The following is an 18,860-nucleotide window of genomic DNA, read 5'->3' as shown; positions in this document are numbered from 1 at the left end:
AGTGAATTATATGATTGAAAGCTATTTATTAGAAGAACTTAGCGTCTTCGCGCAAACTGGGACACTAACAAAAACCGCAACACAGTTGAATGTGACTCAGCCTTCCGTCACTCGTGGTATGCAAAAATTGGAAGACGAGTTTGGTGTTCAGTTATTTGAGCGCCAGGCCAATCACATTCAGCTTACCCCCACAGGCGTTCTTGCAGCTGAAGAAGCTACAAAACTACTGAAGCTCAACACGGCCATGATTACGAAGGTGCAGAACTATGATCAAGGTCAACACTTAACTGCGATTGCAGCGACTGTTCCAGGTCCATTAATCCTCCTTGGTGAGCTACAGCCCACGCTTAGCAGGCATATCCAAATTGACACTAATGCCATTTCCAATCAGCAAATTACTGACGCACTCAATAATAACCAATACACCGTGATTTTTTCTGATCAGGAGATTTTTACGGATGAGATTGAATCTCAATACATTGGTGAAGAACGACTACAAGTTAACTTGGATCAATTTACTTACTTAGCCAATCAACCAACCGTAACCTTTGAGGAACTGCAAGGTATGAGTTTCATTGTGATGCGTGCCATTGGCCCATGGAGTGCCATTATCCAAGATAATATTCCAGAGGCGAAGTTTATGTATCAAGATGACCGTGACGCTTTTGCTGAAATCACTAAATACTCACGTTTTCCATTCTTCACGACTAACCTATCGCAAAGCGACCCGTTCTTTAATGAGCAGGTAAAAAACGATAAGGACCGGGTAACTGTTCCAATCAGTGATGACAGCGCCAAAATGGTCGTATATGCTAACTACTTGATTGCCCAAAAGAAACACCTAGCTCCCATGCTTAGCGAAATCCAACAACAGTGGCCCAAGGCACTACAAAGTAAGTAACTATTACAGAAACCTAGCGTGATGGTAAACATTCAACCATCACGCTAGGTTTCTGTAAATTAATTATTCAATCCTACTGATACGCATGTCATACCAGCGACGCAACCTAGCAATCCACTAATGTTTGCTACGACACACACTAACCTCATAAACATCAATTAGAAGTTACACATTCAGCAACACTATTGCCACTATCCCTAATGTTGTCATGAGTAACGGCGACAACAGTTTGTTGATTTGCCCATGCCCCGTTCTTCGGCTCAGCTTTGAGTACTAACCGGATGCCAATTAACATCAAACTACCAATACCAATTAATCCTAGCCCGACCTTTTTTATTTTCATCATCCCCTTAAATCAAAGCTTATCCATTAATACTCAACTTATAACAGGTCTTTAAAATACTGTTTAATCACGTTAGTTTGATTAGCAGTAAACCCTGCTTTTAAATCAACGTTTTTTCGCTCGGTCAATGAAGCTAATACTTTGGCACTTGCCGTAATTGAACTACTAGCACTGGTAGTGAACGGTACAATCGTTTGTCCAGAAAATTGATATTCAGCAAAAAAAGTATGAATCACCATTGGTGGCTGATACCACCAAGTCGGAAAGCCTAAATAAATCGTCTCATAATCATTCAATTGATGGTTAAGTGGTCTTAATTCTGGTATTATTTGCTGGTCTTTTTCCTGCTCCGCACGTTTAGCAGCTTCAGTATAATCGTCTGAATAAGGTTCTTCTAAACGAAGCATCTCAATATCAGCGCCCGTTATCTCAGCAACCGTATTAGCAGCCCGTTTAGTATTATCCGTGAGTGAAAAATACAACACTAATGCGTTACTTGAATTTTTCATTCAATCACTCCTCTCATCCAAAAATCTCCTACCATTCAGGATATATTGGATTATCTTAAATCATTATGGTACTGCAATAGATCAGTCCTCAGCGTTGTGACTATCATCAATAATTTTGTTGCTTTGTTGTGGAAATAGTTGTGCTGCCTCACTGCTTAAAATATGTTCTTGGAAATGATCGATTTTATAGGACAAATATGCAATTGTTTGTCGTGTCTCTCTCAACTGTTGCACTAATTCATCACGTTGATCGATCAGTAAGTCACGTCGTACTTCTGGTGAAGTATCCAGTTGATGAAGTAGTTTCATATACTCAATCAATGATTCAATCGACATTCCGGCCTGGCGTAATGACCGGACATAGTAGATCCAATTCAAATCACGCTCACAATAATCACGATTGCGGCGACAATACCAATTCCCCATCTTTTCAACTTAATCATACCTTTCTTGGTTCTTAACAAACATCATGTTAAACCCTGGTGTGAAATCTATGGCAAGAGAAAAGTCTCATTTGAACTAACTGCCAAATGATTAACTCTTAAATTTTCAACTTAACACCACCTGCGATTTCCACATAGCCACACTCAATCTGGATCGTGTTCGAATGACCCCCAAAATGTTAAAGTGGCCTAAAGTTTTATTTTCTTGCAGCAAAATAACAGTTGGCAACCGAAAAGTAAGTTGTCACAAATCCGACAATCAATATAAACAGCCCCTGAAACCAGTCCAAAATCGATTGGTTCAGGGGCTATTTACTACTTAACAAACCAGGTAACTAGGAATTAGCTACCTAAGCAGTACGCTCAAATTTTCCAGTCTTTTTGGACTAGCCCATTTGGTTGGTTGGTCGAATAATAACTTCATTCCAAGCAGCATCAGCGGGCATATCAATAGCCTCTTTAATTGTTAACGCTACTCGATCAACTGAAATACCGAACGATTCATAAAACTTCTCCATACCAGCTTTAACCTCAGGATCAGTTACAGAAGAAAGCAAGTCAGTGTTGATAGCACCCGGTGAGATAACCGTTACCCGAACGTTATTCTTGGCTTCTACCATTTCTTGACGGAGCGATTCACTGATAGCGCGGACTGCATATTTGGTTGCTGAATAGACGGCACTACCTGAATGAGCAGTGTGTCCAGCAACAGAAGAAACGTTGATAATGTGTCCTGACTTTTGTTTATCCATATACGGAATCGCTGCACCAATACCGTAAAGCGTTCCCTTGATATTGATATCAATCATATTGTTCCAATCATTGATTTTCTTTTCAGAAAGGATCGATTGAGGCATAATACCAGCATTATTCAGCCAAACGTCAATCCGACCAAATTTATCTATCGCTAATTTAGCGAGTGCTTCAACCTGATTATCATCAGTAACATCGGTTACTTGATAAGCAGCTTTGCCACCTAACTTCTCAATCTCATCAGCAATTTTCTTTAACTTATTCTCGCGCCGAGCTCCCAAGATAACCTTTGCACCATCTTTAGCCACTAATTTAGCTGTCGCTTCCCCAATACCACTTGACGCACCGGTAATAACGATTACTTTCGATTCACTCATTAATAAAACACTCCTAGTCTACTTTTCAGTACTAAAGTCTAACGCCATCGTGGCATATTTTTCTTCATTTTCAGCTGACGGTGTGTAATACCGAATATTCTTCTTTACAGCAGCAATTTGAGCCATTTCTTCATCAGTCAGTGTAAAGTCAAAGATGTCATGATTATCACGAATATGATCCGGATTAGTTGATCCAGGAATCACAATAAATCCCATCTGCGTGTGCCAGCGTAAAATAACTTGTGCACTCGATTTGTGATACTTCCGACCTAATTCAGCAAAAATCGGTTCCTGAATCAGGCTCTTGTCGCCGTGCCCTAATGGAAACCAAGCCATCAATCTTGTGCCAAAGGGCTTCAAAATTGTTCTAACTTCATCTTCAGTGAAGTATGGATGTGCTTCAGCTTGAATCACATGTGGTTTAATTTCAACATTATTCAATAACTGTTGTAATTTTTCTCCTTGAAAATTCGAAATACCAATTGCCTTGATCTTACCGTCCTTATAAGCTTTTTCTAGTTGACGATAACCAGCAAGAAAATCACCAGCCGGTTGGTGTAAAAACATTAAATCAACATAATCTGTTCCTAAGCGTTGCAACGTATCATCAACCGCATTATTGTCTGTATAGACAGATGGCCAAAGTTTCGTACTCAAGAATACATCTGAACGCCTAACGCCGGAACGTTTAATACCACGCCCTACACCAGTTTCGTTCATGTAGGCATTAGCAGTGTCTACCAAGCGATAACCAGCTTTCAAAGCGTCAACCACAGCTTGCTCAGCATCATCAACTGACATTTGAAAAGTACCAATACCCATTTCTGGAATCTTCACACCATTATTTAGTTTAAAAGTTGCTTCTGACATATTTATCTACCCCTTTATTATTTTAATTGTGCCAAACTTGCTCCGAAAATTTGTTCAATAACTCTTGGATCACGATGATCAAAAAACTGACTTTCGCCTTTGTCCAAGTTATTCAGCGCATTCATTTCGTCATTTGTTAACTCAAAATCAAAAACATTAATATTTTCCGCCATTCGATTCTTATGCACTGATTTAGGAATAACAACAATTCCTCGTTGAAGTAGCCATCTAAGAATCACTTGACCATTAGACTTACCATATTTGTTAGCAATTTCAGCAATGACCTTATTAGTGAAGATTTGGTGCTTACCTTCAGCAAATGGTGCCCAAGCCTCTACTTGAATATCATCACTTTGTGCAAAAATAACTTCCGATTTTTGTTGGTACCATGGATTAACTTCAATTTGATTGATTGCTGGTTTGACTTCATTTGATAATTCCAAGTTTTTTAATTGGTCACCATAGAAGTTAGAGACTCCGATGGCACGGATTTTACCAGCTTTGTAAGCCTCTTCCAACGCGCGCCAAGCACCTACAACATCTCCATATGGCTGGTGTAGTAGGTACAAAACCAAATAATCTAAGCCCAAATTACTTAGCGATTGGTCAATTCCCTTCTGAGCACGTTCATAATTAGCATCTGAAACCCAAAGTTTGGAAGTGATGAAGAGGTCCTTACGATCAACACCGCTCCGTTTAATAGCCCGTCCTACCGCTGCTTCGTTTTGATAGGCCGCCGCAGTGTCAATCAACCGGTAGCCAGAATTGATCGCATCAACGACTGCTTGTTCACATTGTTCTAGATCTGTTACTTGAAATACACCAAATCCTAATTGGGGCATTTCAATACCATTATTTAATTTAACTGTTTTCATTATGCTATCTCCTCTTTATTTAATTTATGAATTCATTATAAGGTCGCTTCAACTCATTGAAAATTACTATCTAAGCATGCAAGCATACGCTAAACGCATGGTAGTGTTTTTTAGTGCTTTTTCGTCTGAATTCCAAGTGATGCAAGGAAACTCAAAATAAAAATCACGGCAATAATCAACAATTGATAATGATAACTTGTCGCTGCATTATTGAAGCCACTTGTCATGGCGACAACAACTGACATCCCAACCGATTGTCCAAATTGATGAACCGTATTGACGACACCTGAAGCGGCGCCCGCAATATCGGCATCCGTATTGGCAACCCCAGCGATGGTCAGCGGACTTAATCCAAGCCCTTGTCCAACACCAAAGAAAATCATCGGAATACCAACTGCTAACCAGTAACCATGACTAAGGCCCAACACGGCTGAAAGCAGGACACCAATAAATCCTAATATGATGGAAACCAGAATTAACCGATCATTACCAATCTTCATTGAAATCCTAGAAACCTGAGTCGCACTGAAAAATTGTGGTAATGTCGCTGGTAAAAAGGCTAGTCCAGCCATCAATGGTGTAAAACCATACACTCGTTGCAACGCTTGTGGTGTCACAAAAAAGTAGGCAAATGCAGCACCAATGAAGAAGAAACGTGCAATGTAAGCACTACTACGTTCTCTATCCGCGAACAATTTCAATGGCATGATTGGATTCTTAATGAGCTTCTCAGCATAAACAAACAAGATCAAAGCAATAATCGCAACTATCAAGGCCAAAATTTGATGAGTGGTACCATCAATGCTGTATACCAAAGCGGATAAACCGATAACTGATAACAAAGTTCCAACAAAGTCTAGATGTCGTGAACCTTCAGTCTTACTGTCATGTACAAAGAATATTGTTAAGATAAACATCAGAAGCCCCACCGGCACATTCAAAAAGAAGCCGTATCTCCATGAGAACACACTGGTGATAATGCCGCCCAACACTAAACCAAAACTAGCACCTAAGCCAGCGGTCGCACCATATGCGGCAATTGCTCGCGTGCGCATTGTTCCTTGATAGCTATCCAATAGCAATGCCAAAGTAGTTGGTGCTAAAATGGCTGAGCCAATGCCTTGAAATGCCCTCATTGAGATAATCATGGCGGCGTTGGTCGATAGCCCCACCATTAATGAACCAAATGAGAATAAAACCAAACCAATCAAGAACACTCGCTTACGACCAAAAACATCACCGATACGGCCACCAAATAACTGAAAGCCGCCAAATGTTAACGTATAAGCACTGCTTACCCACGCTAACGTCTGAGAATTTAAATGTAGCTCTTGCGCAATCTTTACCGTACTAGTAAAGATAATGGAATTATCTAATAAAATCATGAAATAACTTAATAAAATAATTGGCAATACAATGCCAAATTTTTCTTTGCTCTTACTCATTACAAACTCCTAACTTTAAAGTACTAATTTGGTAAAAGACAAACCTGCAAATGCTTTCTGAGCATTCACAGGTTTGTCTCTTACATAAAGCTCGGCTTAGTGAATTGAGTATCAGGTTCACCCAATCCTAAGTTGGCTTGATGATAATCAGCTTTGCCGGTCAAAAGATCAACAACAAATTGAGCGACCGCTTGACGTGTGACTTGGGCTTCCGTTAAAGGTTCACCTTTCTCGGAAACATGAATCTTAGTATTATTTACTTGGTTGTACAGCCAAGTAATACGTAAAATAACGTAATCCAAATCACTATTTTCCACTAAGTCGGCCGACTTTTTGAGATCAGTTTGCCATGTCAGCCCAGTATTTTGCCGATACCATGTTTGGAATGGCCCACTAACTTCTTGATACAAATCAGGAACATTAGCTACGATAAACCGCTTTACCCCGGCCTTATCTAATGCGTCAATGACTCCCGTAATAATAGCTGGCTTAGCAACAAAACTTAAATATACCGCATCAACACCTTCGGCAGCTTGTCGTACCTTGTCAAATTCCAAAAAATCACCATCAACAAACGTCACTCGTGCTGAATCAAGTTCCGCCAACCGTTGTGAGACGTTATGACCGAATAGCACTAAGTTGTCATCTGTTTGTGCCAACAAATCACCAGTTACCATTTGACCAATTTGACCTGCTGCGCCTAAAATCAAGACTTTCATAAATAAATCCTCCGTGATTATTAAATATTTCTCTAATCAGTCTAATGAGCTTATGTAACCTACTTGTCCAACTGATTGAATGACACTATCATAAACCGATTCTTATTCACTGAAAAATACCGAATAAACATGCTACCATACGTTTTTCGTATAGTATTTCACTCAATTACCTATAGCATACTTAGACCGTCACACTGCAACACCTCTTAAAGCTGAATAAAAAGGCAACTTTCAGCCATAACTTAAATATATTTGTCTAACTATAAAGCCCCTACCACTGGTATTTGGTATTCCTCAAGACGCAAAAAAAAGCCCTCCATAACCGGAAGGCCTGATCAATCAAAATTCATCTTATCACTACCGAATCACCAGTACTGAAACCGATGTGCGTGTTACCAGATCCTTGCGTTAGCTATGAACAAAGACCTCGCTCATAGTTTCATATACATTTATATTATCTTGTTCCAAAATTGAAACAACTATATGAGAACAGCTAGTCTCTACTTACTCAAATGACTTACAAACAAAACTAACAGCCCTAGACAAAATTACCATTATCCGTGAACGATTAATTACTCAACATCCACTACGCCTCACGTCCCATCTCAGTGTAACGTGCAAAGAAGCCAGCCAAAAATCGAATAGCACCCGCGGCCATTATCACGACTGCCATTTGATACCCCTGACCCAAAATAAGCCCACCAACCCATGATCCTAATGGAATAGCCGCGTATGAAACCATTCTAGTTACTGCAACTACCCGCCCTAAAAGTTGTTCAGGTACTGTTCGTTGTCGTAATGAAAAATAGGTAACAACATTTAACGTTCCAAAAACATTAATTCCAGCCAAGACTAAACCAATATATATATTGATGCACAAGCAATAATAGAAAGGTCAACCCACCAGCCCACATGGTACTGTTCGTCAAAACAACACCGGCTTTGCGATTTGCGAGCCATTTTGTTGCAAACAGACCACCAAGTAACGCGCCAATGCCAGCTATTGTCATTGCAATGGATGTTTTGAATAGTGAATACCCCAACTGTTTGATCATATAATACATGTAATTGGCTTCGAACATATTTAAAGCAAAGTTAGTAAAAAAGAACATTAGTGAACCACTTAAGATAACTTGTTTTTTAAGTGTATAAGTAAACCCAACTCGTAATTCGGCAAAAACGCCGGCAGGTTTTGGATTTGTATGATGTTCATTCGGCAACCAACATAGTAATATAGCAGCAATTAGGAAAGAACCAACATCGACCATTAAGCCAGTATAGCCACCAATTAAAGTAATAATAGCACCTCCCAATAAGGGGCCGACAACCGAAATACAATTTTCAATCGTTTGAATCGTCGCATTGGCCGCAACCAGTTGGTTAGCAGTCACTAATTCAGGAATAACACTCTGAAAACTAGGATGCGTTAATGGATCAACTGAAGATAATAAAAAAATTGCGCCATACAATAATGGATAACTTAACTGTCGCTGCCACAAAACGCCTAACAGAAGCAAGGCCAATCCACTAGCTAAAAAATGACCTACAATGAGCACATATTTTTTTACATAATCGTCAGCAATCACACCACCCAGCAAAGAGAACACAATCCAAGGAACAAACGAAACACCAAAAGCCGTTGCGGCATGATAGGCTGAACCCGTCTTTTGCAAAATCACAACTGGCAAAGCCAATTTGTACAACCAATCACCAATACTTGAGATTAAAAAGCTGAGCCATAAAAAACGAAATACTGATTGTGCCACTTCATCACTTCCTTGTTTAGCTTACTCACTTTCATGCCATGAAGACCCTCCTCAAGGCATTGCCATTATGATAAACTGATTAACGAAAGGTAGCGCAAAATTTGCGTATAGGACAAAAACATGACTGAAATTGGAGAAATTTATCGTGATTTAAGACTAGGGAAGCACGTTACATTAAAAGATGCTAGTAATGGCATCGTTTCATTGGCTTTTCTATCACGCTTCGAACGTGGACTTTATGATATTTCGTTTAACCATTTATTAGAACTACTTGATCGCATCAATGTTCAATTATCTGAATTTGAATATATGTACAATCAGAAAAATGAGATGACGACGGATTTACTTCCGACATTTCAGCGTGCTTTTCAATCTGGAGACACCATTACCTTAAAAAATCACTTGCTAATCTGGCAACGCCAATCGGGCGATTTTGCACAGTTACAAGTGATCCAGTTAAAAATGATGTTAACTATTCTCGGCCAGCCACTGGTTTCAAAACAGGAAATTAACACACTTGAAGCTCATTTTAATACTATTACGAATTGGACTTTTTTTGAGTTATACCTGTATGGTCATTCATTACAGTTTTTTGATAAGAAAATGGCTGTTAATTTGTTCAAGGAATTATTCAAAAAGGGCATCTTTTACAATAATTTTCGCTCGGATTCTTTTTCCATGCTCTTTTACATTCATAATAATCTGATTCTGTATTTGATTGATCAACATGATTTAGCAAACGCACACATCATATTAAAATCACTCACACACTACTTCCAGCATAATGAACGTGATTATTACCATACAGCGCGTTTATTTAATTTACAGGGATTAGTTACCTACCTCAGTGGCGACCACTTAGTTGGATTAAAACTCTTACGTCGTGCGAATGTGATTACGTATCTTTGCAATCATCAGAGCGGCTTTATCGAAAATGAACAGCGTTACTTAGCTCAGTTCCTGACTACGGATGAATTAGCTTCAATTTTTGACTTTTCAAATCTGACTATACTTTAAATGTTTAATCACCAATTTTCAGTAGTTATACTTAACCTCCTTTACTCTTTGTTAAAACAATCCCTCAAAAAGAGTCGCTTCAATAAAAAAAGATTGCTCAGCGCCCTACTGAACAATCCTATTTAACAACATCAGAATACTAGTACCACCAAAAAAATGATGCGCTTTAAGTAACTAACACTATAATTGCCTGTCACTAAACAGTTTAGGAGTCAGCTAGCTGGTCCCATTCACGGTCTGCTTGGGAGATACTGTCACGAAAACCCACCCAATCATCTGGATTAGCAAAAAGTTCCGAATTGATTGGTGTCATAATCAGTGCCGGACCACTTTGCTCAATTCTATAACGTGCCCCTACTTCAAGGTTCAGTTCATTGGGAAAAATGATTCCCTGAGCATTGCCAATCTTACGAATACTCACTTCCATCTATCAGCACACCTTTCCATCACAACTTAATTTTCAGTTAATCCCAACGACATGTCACGGTAACTTTACCACGAAGTCATAGAAGCTAGCAAACATCTGATTTGCTCAAATGAACACTGCTTTGATAACAACGGTATTCAAGACACAACCACTATTATTCATCATCAACACCATCGCCGGAAAATGATACTCAAGACACAACAAAAAAAGCCCTCCATAACCGGAAGGCCTGATCAATCAAAATTCATCTTATCACTACCGAATCACCAGTACTGAAATCGGTGCATGTTTTGCCATATATGCGGCTTGCGAACCGAAGTACTTACGAACACCATGCTTGGCAACTGAGCCAATGACTAGTAAGTCGGGCTTCAACGCTGGAATCACCGTCTTCACGATGGTTTCACCAGGGTCACCTTCATCAACGACCGCGTTAACATCCGTCACCCCGAAGTCACGGGCCAACTTCTGATACTGCTGGACGTGTTCTTCCAAATCCTTGCGTTGACCATGAACAAAGTCCTTGCTCATCGCCTCATACACATTCATATTATCCTGTTCCAAAATCGAGACGATGGTCAACTTAGCACCGTCACTCTTGGCCCGGTTAATGGCGTACCGAAACGCTAACTGCGCGTCATCCGAATCATCAACCCCGACTAAGATGTGCTTAAATTCCTTAGGACTCATCTCTGACATATGGCTCCACTCCCCATTCTCTGATAATCTGACTACACCCTTATTTTCATCAATTTAGGCGTAATTGTCAATTATGACTGCGGTGCATTTTGTTTCAAGACACGCGCCGGATTACCGACTACGATGACGTTATCTGGAAATGAATGTGTTACGACAGCACCGGCACCAACAATCACGTTGTTGCCCAACGTCACCCCGGGTAAGATCACGGCACTACCACCAATCCAAACATCATTACCAATCGTAATCGGTGCAGTCCGTTCCGCTTCAGTCCGCCGCACAGTTGGGTCTAATGGATGAGCAGGCGTGTACAAGCCAACTTTAGGACCAAATTTGCAATCATTACCAATCGTAATAAGTCCTTCATCACATAACGTGACCCCATGGTTAGCATAAAAATGATTGCCGATACGAATATTGACGCCATAACTAAATTCAAAGGTCGGTTCAACGAAGAACCGGTCACCGGCTGAACGTAAGAGACTTTTCATCTTAGTATTCCGTTCATCATTATCAGCAATCTGATTATATTGCATTAACTTCGTCCGCACGTCTCGCCGACGTTGCTGTAGGATTGGTGATTCTAAGTACAATTCACCATTAATCATTTGTTGATACGCTGGGTCATTATCGATTTCCATGTTTAACTTCCTTTTAAGTATGATACTTTAAGCATACCACACCATTCAAAATTGCTGTATGATGGTTTAAATAAACCTATTGAAAGTAGTGGTTCCATGCAATACGCAATTTTTGATCTCGATAATACCATCCTTGACTTTGACCGCGCTGAAGCGGCTAACCTCGCAGCCGTCTTTCAGCATCATGGCGTCACTGATATTCGCCGTGCAGAAAATGAGTATCAGGCCTATAACGAAACTGTTTGGCAACAAATCGAACAAGGTGCCGATCGTGATAGCTTGTTAGACCAACGATTTCAAGTCTTTCTAGGCACACTGGGCATCACCGTTGACGGTCCTGCGGTTCAACAAGAATACGACCAATTATTAGCGCACAGTTATCAGGTAATTCCCGGCGCCCACGAACTTTTGCGCACGCTGACCAACGCTGGGCTGACCTTACTCGTCGGCACTAACGGTATCAAACACACCCAGCTCAGTCGCTTGGCAGGTGCCCATATGACGCCCTATTTTGATCATATCTTCATCTCTGAAAGTATCGGCTATGCCAAGCCGAACCCACACTTTTTCAACGCTATTCATGACCAATACCCAGACATGAATGCCACGAATACCGTCATGATTGGTGATAGCCTGCGTTCAGACATCGCGGGAGCGGCCACCGTCCAGTTACCTAGTATCTGGTACAATCCACAGCATGCGCATAACGACACAACAATTGCCCCAACTTACACTGTGGATAACTTTAAGCAACTGCAAAAACTGTTATTAACAGCTTAAACGCAAAAACAATCAGCAAACTCTGCGCGCAGGCCTAACGTATCTTAAAAACTGAACTATTTAACATATTAGGTCCTATGCGGAGTAGTTGTGTTGACGGCTTTTAACTCAATAACCTGCTTACCTTGATTTCCAATCAACAAAAAGACCAATTGGTGAATCAGTAAGAAAAGCAATTTATATAAAACAGTCGTCGTTGCTTAATTCAAGATTCGGCCGTGAAACAATGCTAATAACAGTTCATCTGGGTAATCTGTCAAAACGTGCCCTTTCTTCTCAGGTGATAAGATTTTCAGATTTAATCCACTTGACGATTGCTATCAATTAACGTGCGAGAAGAATAGCTAAAGGAACGGGATTAAAAATGAGTTATATTCAAATTTTTATGAAAAGAAGCCGTCGCGCCGGTAATCAACACTTAAGCTCAAAAAAATTACAAGCAAGGGTACTTTTAATACCTGATATAATATCAGCATCCATCTAATTTTTTTAAAGCTCGTCACCGCTAGCGCCTTTTTATCACTGTCTAAAGTATCACTGCTTTGTGCGCCAGCAATCAACTGCTGCATCTCCTTTATTGGGCCTAAACTATCCACAAACGCAATTACAAAAGAAATGAAACCAACACACTTCATAATAGAAGAAACCAAAAGCATGTACTGGTAATCAGTATTTAGCACGAGTTCACTAAAGACTAAGACCGGTATCGATGCCAGTAAGAACAGTTGCATTATCAATCGTATTTTTTCCCACCTTGTCTTATTTCTTTTTTTGAGTTTAACTAGGCCTAATTTCAATAAGAAATTTTTTTTATGCTGAATTTTTTTATCTATAAAATGAGTTACCAAATAGTACAAGCAACCATAAGCGAAAAGTATGATAACTTGTTTGAATAGCGTCGATTGGAAAATCAGCATGAGCAGCTCATTCGAATATGAAGACATTAATTTAGAAAATCCTTTCTGAAGTCACCTAAGTATCTTAGCTTAGATAGCAGTATTTAATGAAAAACGTTGTGTCTAGATTTCTCATTGAAATGAAGCACAACGCTTTTGGTATTAGAAAATAAATGATTATACGCCTGAAGAATAACACTATTATGATTCATCAGGTCAGACAAGGGTTATTGCCCATGCACCTGCTTTGACAGCGGAGATTAAATTCAGGCGCTGTAAGTGGAAAACCTGCATTATTCCAATAAATTTCGATAATAGTTGAAAGTATCATTGCTTGATCTAGTATATAGGTAGCTGGGAACTAAGAACACCCGTGGCTAAATATAATAATATGTATTGTGCGTATAGTTGAAATTCATTAACGTAATCTGCAAAGTCTATTGAATGGGCACACTGCATCTCATACGATATAAAGCAGGTAATGTTCACACTTTTATTTAACCAAAATAACGTAAAGACATAAGAATTTTCACGTCCTTCTTATTGTGCCTATCGGATATTTCCGTAGCTAAGTGGGCTGATTTGATTGACTAGACTCGTATCAATACCATTGTCCTCATCAAACCGTATAAACAATAATTAACCTCAATTAAAAAAAGCCATGCAGCCCCATTCTTACAGTTACGACACAGTAAGAATCAGGCTTCATGACCCATAACACGATTCAAATTTAACCACGCGGCATCGATTGGCAGGAACACCTGTCAATTGATGCCCACCGCACGGCCCAATCAAAGTGACACTAGCCACACCTTTTCTTACAAGGTCAGCACTAACTATTTTGGTCCAAAAGTGAACCCCTTTTTACAATCCACTATTCTTCAATCTGAACAAAGTGTGTGTTACCTAGTCCACCGCCAACTTGCATGACACTGCCGCCATGCCGAAGCTTGCCCAAGTTAACGGGGCGGAAATTCAACGGCCGGACGAGCGCAGCGAATTCTTTCTTGGCAGCAACGTCATCGCCCGCATAGAACAAGACCCGCTTTCCAGGCCCATCAACGTGCCCATCCATAAACTCCGGCGGAATCGTATTGAAGGCTTTAATGACCCGGGCATTGTTAGCTGCACGAGCAATGACTTCACTTCCAGTCAACGGGGCCGTCTTAATTTTCTTAAAGTCGGCCGTAAACTGGTTCGTCACGTCCACCACGATCCGTTGCTTATAATCGGCGACCTGCGCTAATACTGCCGGCGCCTGTTCAAACGGCACTGCAAGAATGACTAACGGTTGTTGTAAGGCTTCAGCAACTTCTACAAAAGCCACATTGGCAGCAAACTCGGCGCGCCGTGTTGCTAAACTAGCCGCACCACTGTGCCGACTTAATTTGATTTGATGATCACCGCGCGCAAAGGTCTTGGCTAATACTGTGCCGACCGTACCGGCACCAATAATTCCAATTTCCATAACTATCCTCCACCTCATCTTTTAATAATGGTTTGAATTAACCGACTTATCTGGTCCGTTATCACGGACTGTCAGCGGTCATCTAGACCAAACCAGCTTATCTTAATGATAGCGAAATAGTTATGGAATTGCACCTCATACGCGTCAACTAAGCTTGCACTTGTTGATAAGCCGTAATACCAGCTTTTAACCGTGCCAATCCATCCGTCAGGGTAGTCGTTGGACAGGCCACATTCAGTCGCAAGAAGCGGTTGCCATCACCACGGTAAACATCGCCCGCTGATAAAAACAACCCGGTCCGTTGGCGAATAAAAGCGGCCAAAGCGGCACTGTCGGTTGTCACTTGACTCACATCCAACCATAATAGATACGTCGCCTGGGCTTCCACCAACTTGACTTGCGGCAATTCAGCGGTCAAGTAAGTCTGAACTTGACGTTGATTGGCAGCTAGTTTGGTTCGCAATACGGCTACCCAGTCATGGCCTTCAGTATAGGCCGCAATGCTGGCTGGAATCGCAAATGAATTGGGTTCAGCCAATTCATCATTGTTGATACCCCGGCTCACTAATGCGCGGACGTGTGCATCGGGAATAATCAACGTTGCCGCGTGTAAGGCTGCCACGTTGAAAGTTTTGCTTGGTGAGATACAGCTGATACTGTTATGTGCTACTGGCGCAGTCAATGATGAAAATGGGGTGTACGTGTGACCGTTAAGGGTCAAGTCACAATGAATCTCATCGGCAACGACTAGCACATGGTATTTCAAGCACAGCTCGCCAAGGCGTTGCAACGTCGCACGCGACCAGACGATGCCGATCGGATTCTGCGGATTGCACAAAATCATCATCGTGGTCAACGGATCAGCTAGTTTCGTCGTCAAATCGTCCCAATCAATCGCGTACGACGCGTCACGTGCCACTAAGTCACTACTCAAGGTATGCCGGCCATTGTTTTCAATTGAATGATAGAAGATATTATAAACCGGAGCCTGAACTAACACGTTATCGCCGGTCGCTGTCATTTTACGAACAATTGATGAAATCGCCGGAACGACGCCGGTGCAGAACATCAACCACTCAATTTGCGGACGGAAGTTGTGTTCCGTTGCCCACCAGTCTGCCACGGCTTCATAGTAAGCCGTGGGGACTTCTTCGTAACCGAAGACGCCAAACTGGGCGCGTTTTATCAACACTTGCTTGATAACTGGTGCCGTTTCAAAGTCCATGTCAGCGACCCACATCGGCAATTCATTATCCGCGACGTCCCACTTAACGGCATTCGTGTGCCGCCGATTAAGTACGGTCTCAAAATCAAACGGCATGGGGCGCACGGCTTTCATGGTCAACACTAATCAGGGTCTGATGAGGATCTACTTCAGGATCATCCATGATGATTTCACCAATGGCTTGCGCATGAATCCGACCACTAAGCGGATTTTTAACGCTATCAATCGTTGAAACCACGTCAGCGTCAATGTTACGACAATATTCAAAAGCTAAGTCCGTATTGAGTAACGTACAGTTTTCCAACTTAACATTATCCATGTAACACAGGCCCTGATCGCTCTCAATCGTACAGTTGACGAACCGAATATTCTTCGAATTCCAGCCCAGGTACTCACCAATGATTTGTGAATCATAAACGGTAACATTTTCACAATTCCATAGCGCATCCTTGGTCATCAGCGTTGCATGATGAATTTCAACGTTCTTAGCACCGTCAAAGGCGTAATTACCGACGAGGTTGAAGCCATCAATGCGAATATTCTGGCTATTCATTCCAAAATAATCACCAGCTGCTTGAACATCATTCAACGTAATATCTTGGCAGTTCCATAACGTTTCTTCCGCATCTGAAAAGTGAACGTGCGCTAACTTAACTTGGCTGGCCCGCCGAAATAGCTTAGGTGCCTGTAGCGTACTATTCGTAATCGTAATATCCTTGGTGTACCAGATGCCAGAGCGAGACATTGTCTCAAACAAACCTTGATCCACAGTCACATGTTGACTGTACCACAAGGGATATTTCCACTTAAAGATTGGCTGTTTCAACGTGACATTGCGACTTTCCTTCAGTGGTGATTCACCATCAGCAAACGTTGTATTGTCGATTTCAAGGTCGTGAGCTTTAAAGAGTGCCCGCTCGCCCGTTAAATACTGTTGTGTGATTGTTTTCAATTTAATCTCAATAACTCCTTTATACTGAAACGTGGACCTTTAGTCGCACGATAGGATCAGTGTATTACTTCAACTGCACGTTAAGTCAACTAACTTGTTCGCTTACTGTCCGGAATACTGATTCCAATTATTAGTTCGTGACCGGTTAAGTGCCATCACGCCCTCCAAGTCATGGGGTCGGTAAGGGGTTTCCAAGTACTGTATTTCCGAAGCAGTTAACGCCAACCCCGCTGCCTCAGCCACTGCATCTAAATGATGCGGCTTAGTTGCCCCAATAATCGGCGCCGTTACTCGTTGTTGTAGCCAGGCCAAATTAATGGCCGCCATTGAAACATGATGTTGGTGGGCCAGTTCCTCAACGCAATCAATAATTGGTTTATCCATCTCGCTGGTAGCTTGGTATTTGGTATCAGCAAACGTATCCTGTTGTCGCCGAGTAGTCTGGGTGCCAAAAGGATGTGCCAACCGGCCACTAGCTAATGGACTATACGGCGTCGTTGCCAAATCGTTCTCATGAGCATAACTGAACAGTTCCCGTTCATCCTCGCGATAGACCAAATTATAATGACTCTGGATCGAGACAAATTGTGGATAACCATAACGAACCGCTAGCGCATTGATCTGTGCAATCTGCCAGGAATAGGCGTTAGAAATTCCAATGTAACGAACCTTACCGGCTTGAACAGCTTCATTAAGCCCAGCCATGATATCAGCCATTGGTGTTAACCAGTCCCAGATATGATAAATATATAAATCAACATAGTCTGTCTGTAAATTCTGTAGACTCTGGTCGAGGGACCGCAAGACGTGTTCACGCCCACTGACATGATTTTCGATTTCTTGGGTTGTCCGATTCGTAAACTTGGTTGCCAGTACCAATTGATCTCGCTGAAATTTCTTTAGTCCTTGTCCCAAGACACGTTCACTAGCACCCGCTTGATAGACCGGCGCCGTATCAAAAAAGTTAATCCCCAGTGATATCGCGCGATCAAGTACCTGGTTCGCCTGCGTTTGACCAACCGCCCATGAGCGCTGATTAAGTGCCGTTCCAGTCCCCGCACCAAAGCCCATACACCCAAATGCGATCGACGAGACTTTTAAATCGGATGTTCCTAATTGTCGATATTGCATTGCATCACAACTCCCTTCGTTAACTCATTACCATCTTTATTAAAACGCGATCCGTTGGCAGAGTAAAATACCTAGTTCAAATAATCAATTATAACCATTCCGTATAGTTATCCGTCATCCAGTTGTTTTAGGAATTAATGACCGTTATTAGTCACCGACCTTTATTTTCAATGTGCCTGGCGACATCCAAGCGTGGCACCGTACTCCAGGTGTTGGGCCAAAAATGAACAGCACGATTGCAACCATACCAGGCCACATCCTGCAGTGAGTGTCACCGACCGATTTTAAGGTCGAACCACTGATAAACCGGTTTTGTGGGCACCACCACAACTCACCGTGACCACCTCCGCCAACTCAATTTTCCAACACAAAACCGACCATTCTGGAAGTTACACCTTTTCCAGAACGGTCGGTCATGACAACTGATTGAATCGCCGTAAGCATCGCTACCGACACGACGACAATGTTTATTTCAGTTTTACCTTAATTTTTAACTTTTTAGGCGCTTGATGGCGCGCTAAGATTAATTGCCAGCCCACTTTAACCAGCGTACTAATAACAGTCATCACGACCATTAACGATAATTTTCGACGCATTCGGCATCACCTCAATTAATTTAAATC

General features: G+C 41.5%; 22 protein-coding genes. 3 read left to right on the top strand and 19 right to left on the bottom strand.

Going from position 1 to position 18,860, the window contains the following annotated elements; all coding sequences use genetic code 11:
* Nucleotides 1-10 precede the first annotated feature (10 nt).
* Nucleotides 11-901 carry a LysR family transcriptional regulator gene (locus ACWQAU_RS08275; RefSeq protein WP_003642156.1) on the top strand — a complete coding sequence of 297 codons (891 nt, stop codon included), beginning with the start codon at nt 11-13 and terminating at the stop codon, nt 899-901.
* A 154-nt stretch (nt 902-1,055) separates the two neighbouring features.
* Here ACWQAU_RS08275 and ACWQAU_RS08270 read toward each other — a convergent pair whose 3' ends face one another.
* The 10 genes from ACWQAU_RS08270 to ACWQAU_RS08225 all read right to left on the bottom strand — a co-directional run bounded on the left by ACWQAU_RS08270 (nt 1,056) and on the right by ACWQAU_RS08225 (nt 9,001).
* The gene (locus ACWQAU_RS08270) at nt 1,056-1,247 is read right to left on the bottom strand and encodes a hypothetical protein (protein ID WP_027821802.1); all 192 of its coding nucleotides are present in this window, start codon (nt 1,245-1,247) and stop codon (nt 1,056-1,058) included.
* A 35-nt stretch (nt 1,248-1,282) separates the two neighbouring features.
* Entirely contained in the window at nt 1,283-1,753 is a 471-nt protein-coding gene (locus ACWQAU_RS08265; protein ID WP_027821801.1) for a flavodoxin, read from the bottom strand.
* 81 nt (nt 1,754-1,834) lie between these two features.
* On the bottom strand, nt 1,835-2,179 hold the full coding sequence (locus ACWQAU_RS08260; RefSeq protein WP_228402984.1) for a MerR family transcriptional regulator: 345 nt from the start codon (nt 2,177-2,179) through the stop codon (nt 1,835-1,837).
* A gap of 403 nt (nt 2,180-2,582) precedes the next feature.
* A complete protein-coding gene (locus ACWQAU_RS08255) occupies nt 2,583-3,326 on the bottom strand; it encodes an SDR family oxidoreductase (protein ID WP_027821799.1) in 744 nt (247 codons plus the stop codon).
* Between the two features lie 18 nt (nt 3,327-3,344).
* The gene (locus ACWQAU_RS08250; RefSeq protein ID WP_027821798.1) at nt 3,345-4,196 is read right to left on the bottom strand and encodes an aldo/keto reductase; all 852 of its coding nucleotides are present in this window, start codon (nt 4,194-4,196) and stop codon (nt 3,345-3,347) included.
* A 17-nt stretch (nt 4,197-4,213) separates the two neighbouring features.
* Entirely contained in the window at nt 4,214-5,071 is an 858-nt protein-coding gene (locus ACWQAU_RS08245; protein WP_079111837.1) for an aldo/keto reductase, read from the bottom strand.
* A 110-nt stretch (nt 5,072-5,181) separates the two neighbouring features.
* A complete protein-coding gene (locus ACWQAU_RS08240) occupies nt 5,182-6,516 on the bottom strand; it encodes an MFS transporter (protein WP_027821796.1) in 1,335 nt (444 codons plus the stop codon).
* Nucleotides 6,517-6,596: 80 nt separating this feature from the next.
* Entirely contained in the window at nt 6,597-7,235 is a 639-nt protein-coding gene (locus tag ACWQAU_RS08235; RefSeq protein WP_003642164.1) for an NAD(P)H-binding protein, read from the bottom strand.
* 586 nt (nt 7,236-7,821) lie between these two features.
* Entirely contained in the window at nt 7,822-8,085 is a 264-nt protein-coding gene (locus ACWQAU_RS08230) for an MFS transporter (RefSeq protein WP_220639275.1), read from the bottom strand.
* A complete protein-coding gene (locus tag ACWQAU_RS08225) occupies nt 8,072-9,001 on the bottom strand; it encodes an MFS transporter (protein ID WP_228402981.1) in 930 nt (309 codons plus the stop codon). Before ACWQAU_RS08225 ends, ACWQAU_RS08230 begins: the two co-directional genes overlap by 14 nt.
* A 120-nt stretch (nt 9,002-9,121) precedes the next feature.
* Here ACWQAU_RS08225 and ACWQAU_RS08220 point away from each other — a divergent pair, with 120 nt between their 5' ends.
* Nucleotides 9,122-10,018, top strand: coding sequence for a helix-turn-helix domain-containing protein (locus tag ACWQAU_RS08220; RefSeq protein WP_027821795.1), 897 nt, complete (start codon nt 9,122-9,124; stop codon nt 10,016-10,018).
* A gap of 205 nt (nt 10,019-10,223) precedes the next feature.
* Here ACWQAU_RS08220 and ACWQAU_RS08215 read toward each other — a convergent pair whose 3' ends face one another.
* From ACWQAU_RS08215 to ACWQAU_RS08205, 3 genes are all read right to left on the bottom strand, one after another.
* Nucleotides 10,224-10,445: an AbrB/MazE/SpoVT family DNA-binding domain-containing protein gene (locus tag ACWQAU_RS08215; protein ID WP_011101947.1), complete on the bottom strand. Its 222-nt coding sequence runs from the start codon at nt 10,443-10,445 to the stop codon at nt 10,224-10,226.
* 255 nt (nt 10,446-10,700) lie between these two features.
* Nucleotides 10,701-11,144, bottom strand: coding sequence for a universal stress protein (locus ACWQAU_RS08210; RefSeq protein WP_003642165.1), 444 nt, complete (start codon nt 11,142-11,144; stop codon nt 10,701-10,703).
* A 71-nt stretch (nt 11,145-11,215) separates the two neighbouring features.
* Entirely contained in the window at nt 11,216-11,785 is a 570-nt protein-coding gene (locus ACWQAU_RS08205) for a sugar O-acetyltransferase (protein WP_003642166.1), read from the bottom strand.
* A 96-nt stretch (nt 11,786-11,881) separates the two neighbouring features.
* Between ACWQAU_RS08205 and ACWQAU_RS08200 the strand changes: the two genes are divergently transcribed.
* On the top strand, nt 11,882-12,565 hold the full coding sequence (locus ACWQAU_RS08200) for a YjjG family noncanonical pyrimidine nucleotidase (protein WP_021356578.1): 684 nt from the start codon (nt 11,882-11,884) through the stop codon (nt 12,563-12,565).
* A gap of 383 nt (nt 12,566-12,948) precedes the next feature.
* Here ACWQAU_RS08200 and ACWQAU_RS08195 read toward each other — a convergent pair whose 3' ends face one another.
* The 6 genes from ACWQAU_RS08195 to ACWQAU_RS08170 all read right to left on the bottom strand — a co-directional run bounded on the left by ACWQAU_RS08195 (nt 12,949) and on the right by ACWQAU_RS08170 (nt 18,833).
* Nucleotides 12,949-13,482 carry a hypothetical protein gene (locus ACWQAU_RS08195; RefSeq protein ID WP_235851277.1) on the bottom strand — a complete coding sequence of 178 codons (534 nt, stop codon included), beginning with the start codon at nt 13,480-13,482 and terminating at the stop codon, nt 12,949-12,951.
* 853 nt (nt 13,483-14,335) lie between these two features.
* Entirely contained in the window at nt 14,336-14,929 is a 594-nt protein-coding gene (locus tag ACWQAU_RS08190) for an NADPH-dependent F420 reductase (RefSeq protein ID WP_027821793.1), read from the bottom strand.
* Nucleotides 14,930-15,077: 148 nt separating this feature from the next.
* Entirely contained in the window at nt 15,078-16,250 is a 1,173-nt protein-coding gene (locus ACWQAU_RS08185) for a MalY/PatB family protein (RefSeq protein ID WP_079111838.1), read from the bottom strand.
* Nucleotides 16,240-17,106, bottom strand: coding sequence for a DUF3737 family protein (locus tag ACWQAU_RS08180; RefSeq protein WP_011101955.1), 867 nt, complete (start codon nt 17,104-17,106; stop codon nt 16,240-16,242). Before ACWQAU_RS08180 ends, ACWQAU_RS08185 begins: the two co-directional genes overlap by 11 nt.
* 102 nt (nt 17,107-17,208) lie before the next feature.
* On the bottom strand, nt 17,209-18,237 hold the full coding sequence (locus ACWQAU_RS08175; protein WP_027821791.1) for an aldo/keto reductase: 1,029 nt from the start codon (nt 18,235-18,237) through the stop codon (nt 17,209-17,211).
* A 467-nt stretch (nt 18,238-18,704) separates the two neighbouring features.
* Nucleotides 18,705-18,833, bottom strand: a complete 129-nt coding sequence (locus ACWQAU_RS08170) for a hypothetical protein (RefSeq protein ID WP_003642173.1) — start codon at nt 18,831-18,833, stop codon at nt 18,705-18,707.
* Between the last annotated feature and the right edge of the window lie 27 nt (nt 18,834-18,860).

It is taken from the genome of Lactiplantibacillus sp. 3062 (assembly GCF_055413545.1).
This window is presented reverse-complemented; position numbering and strand designations above follow the sequence as displayed.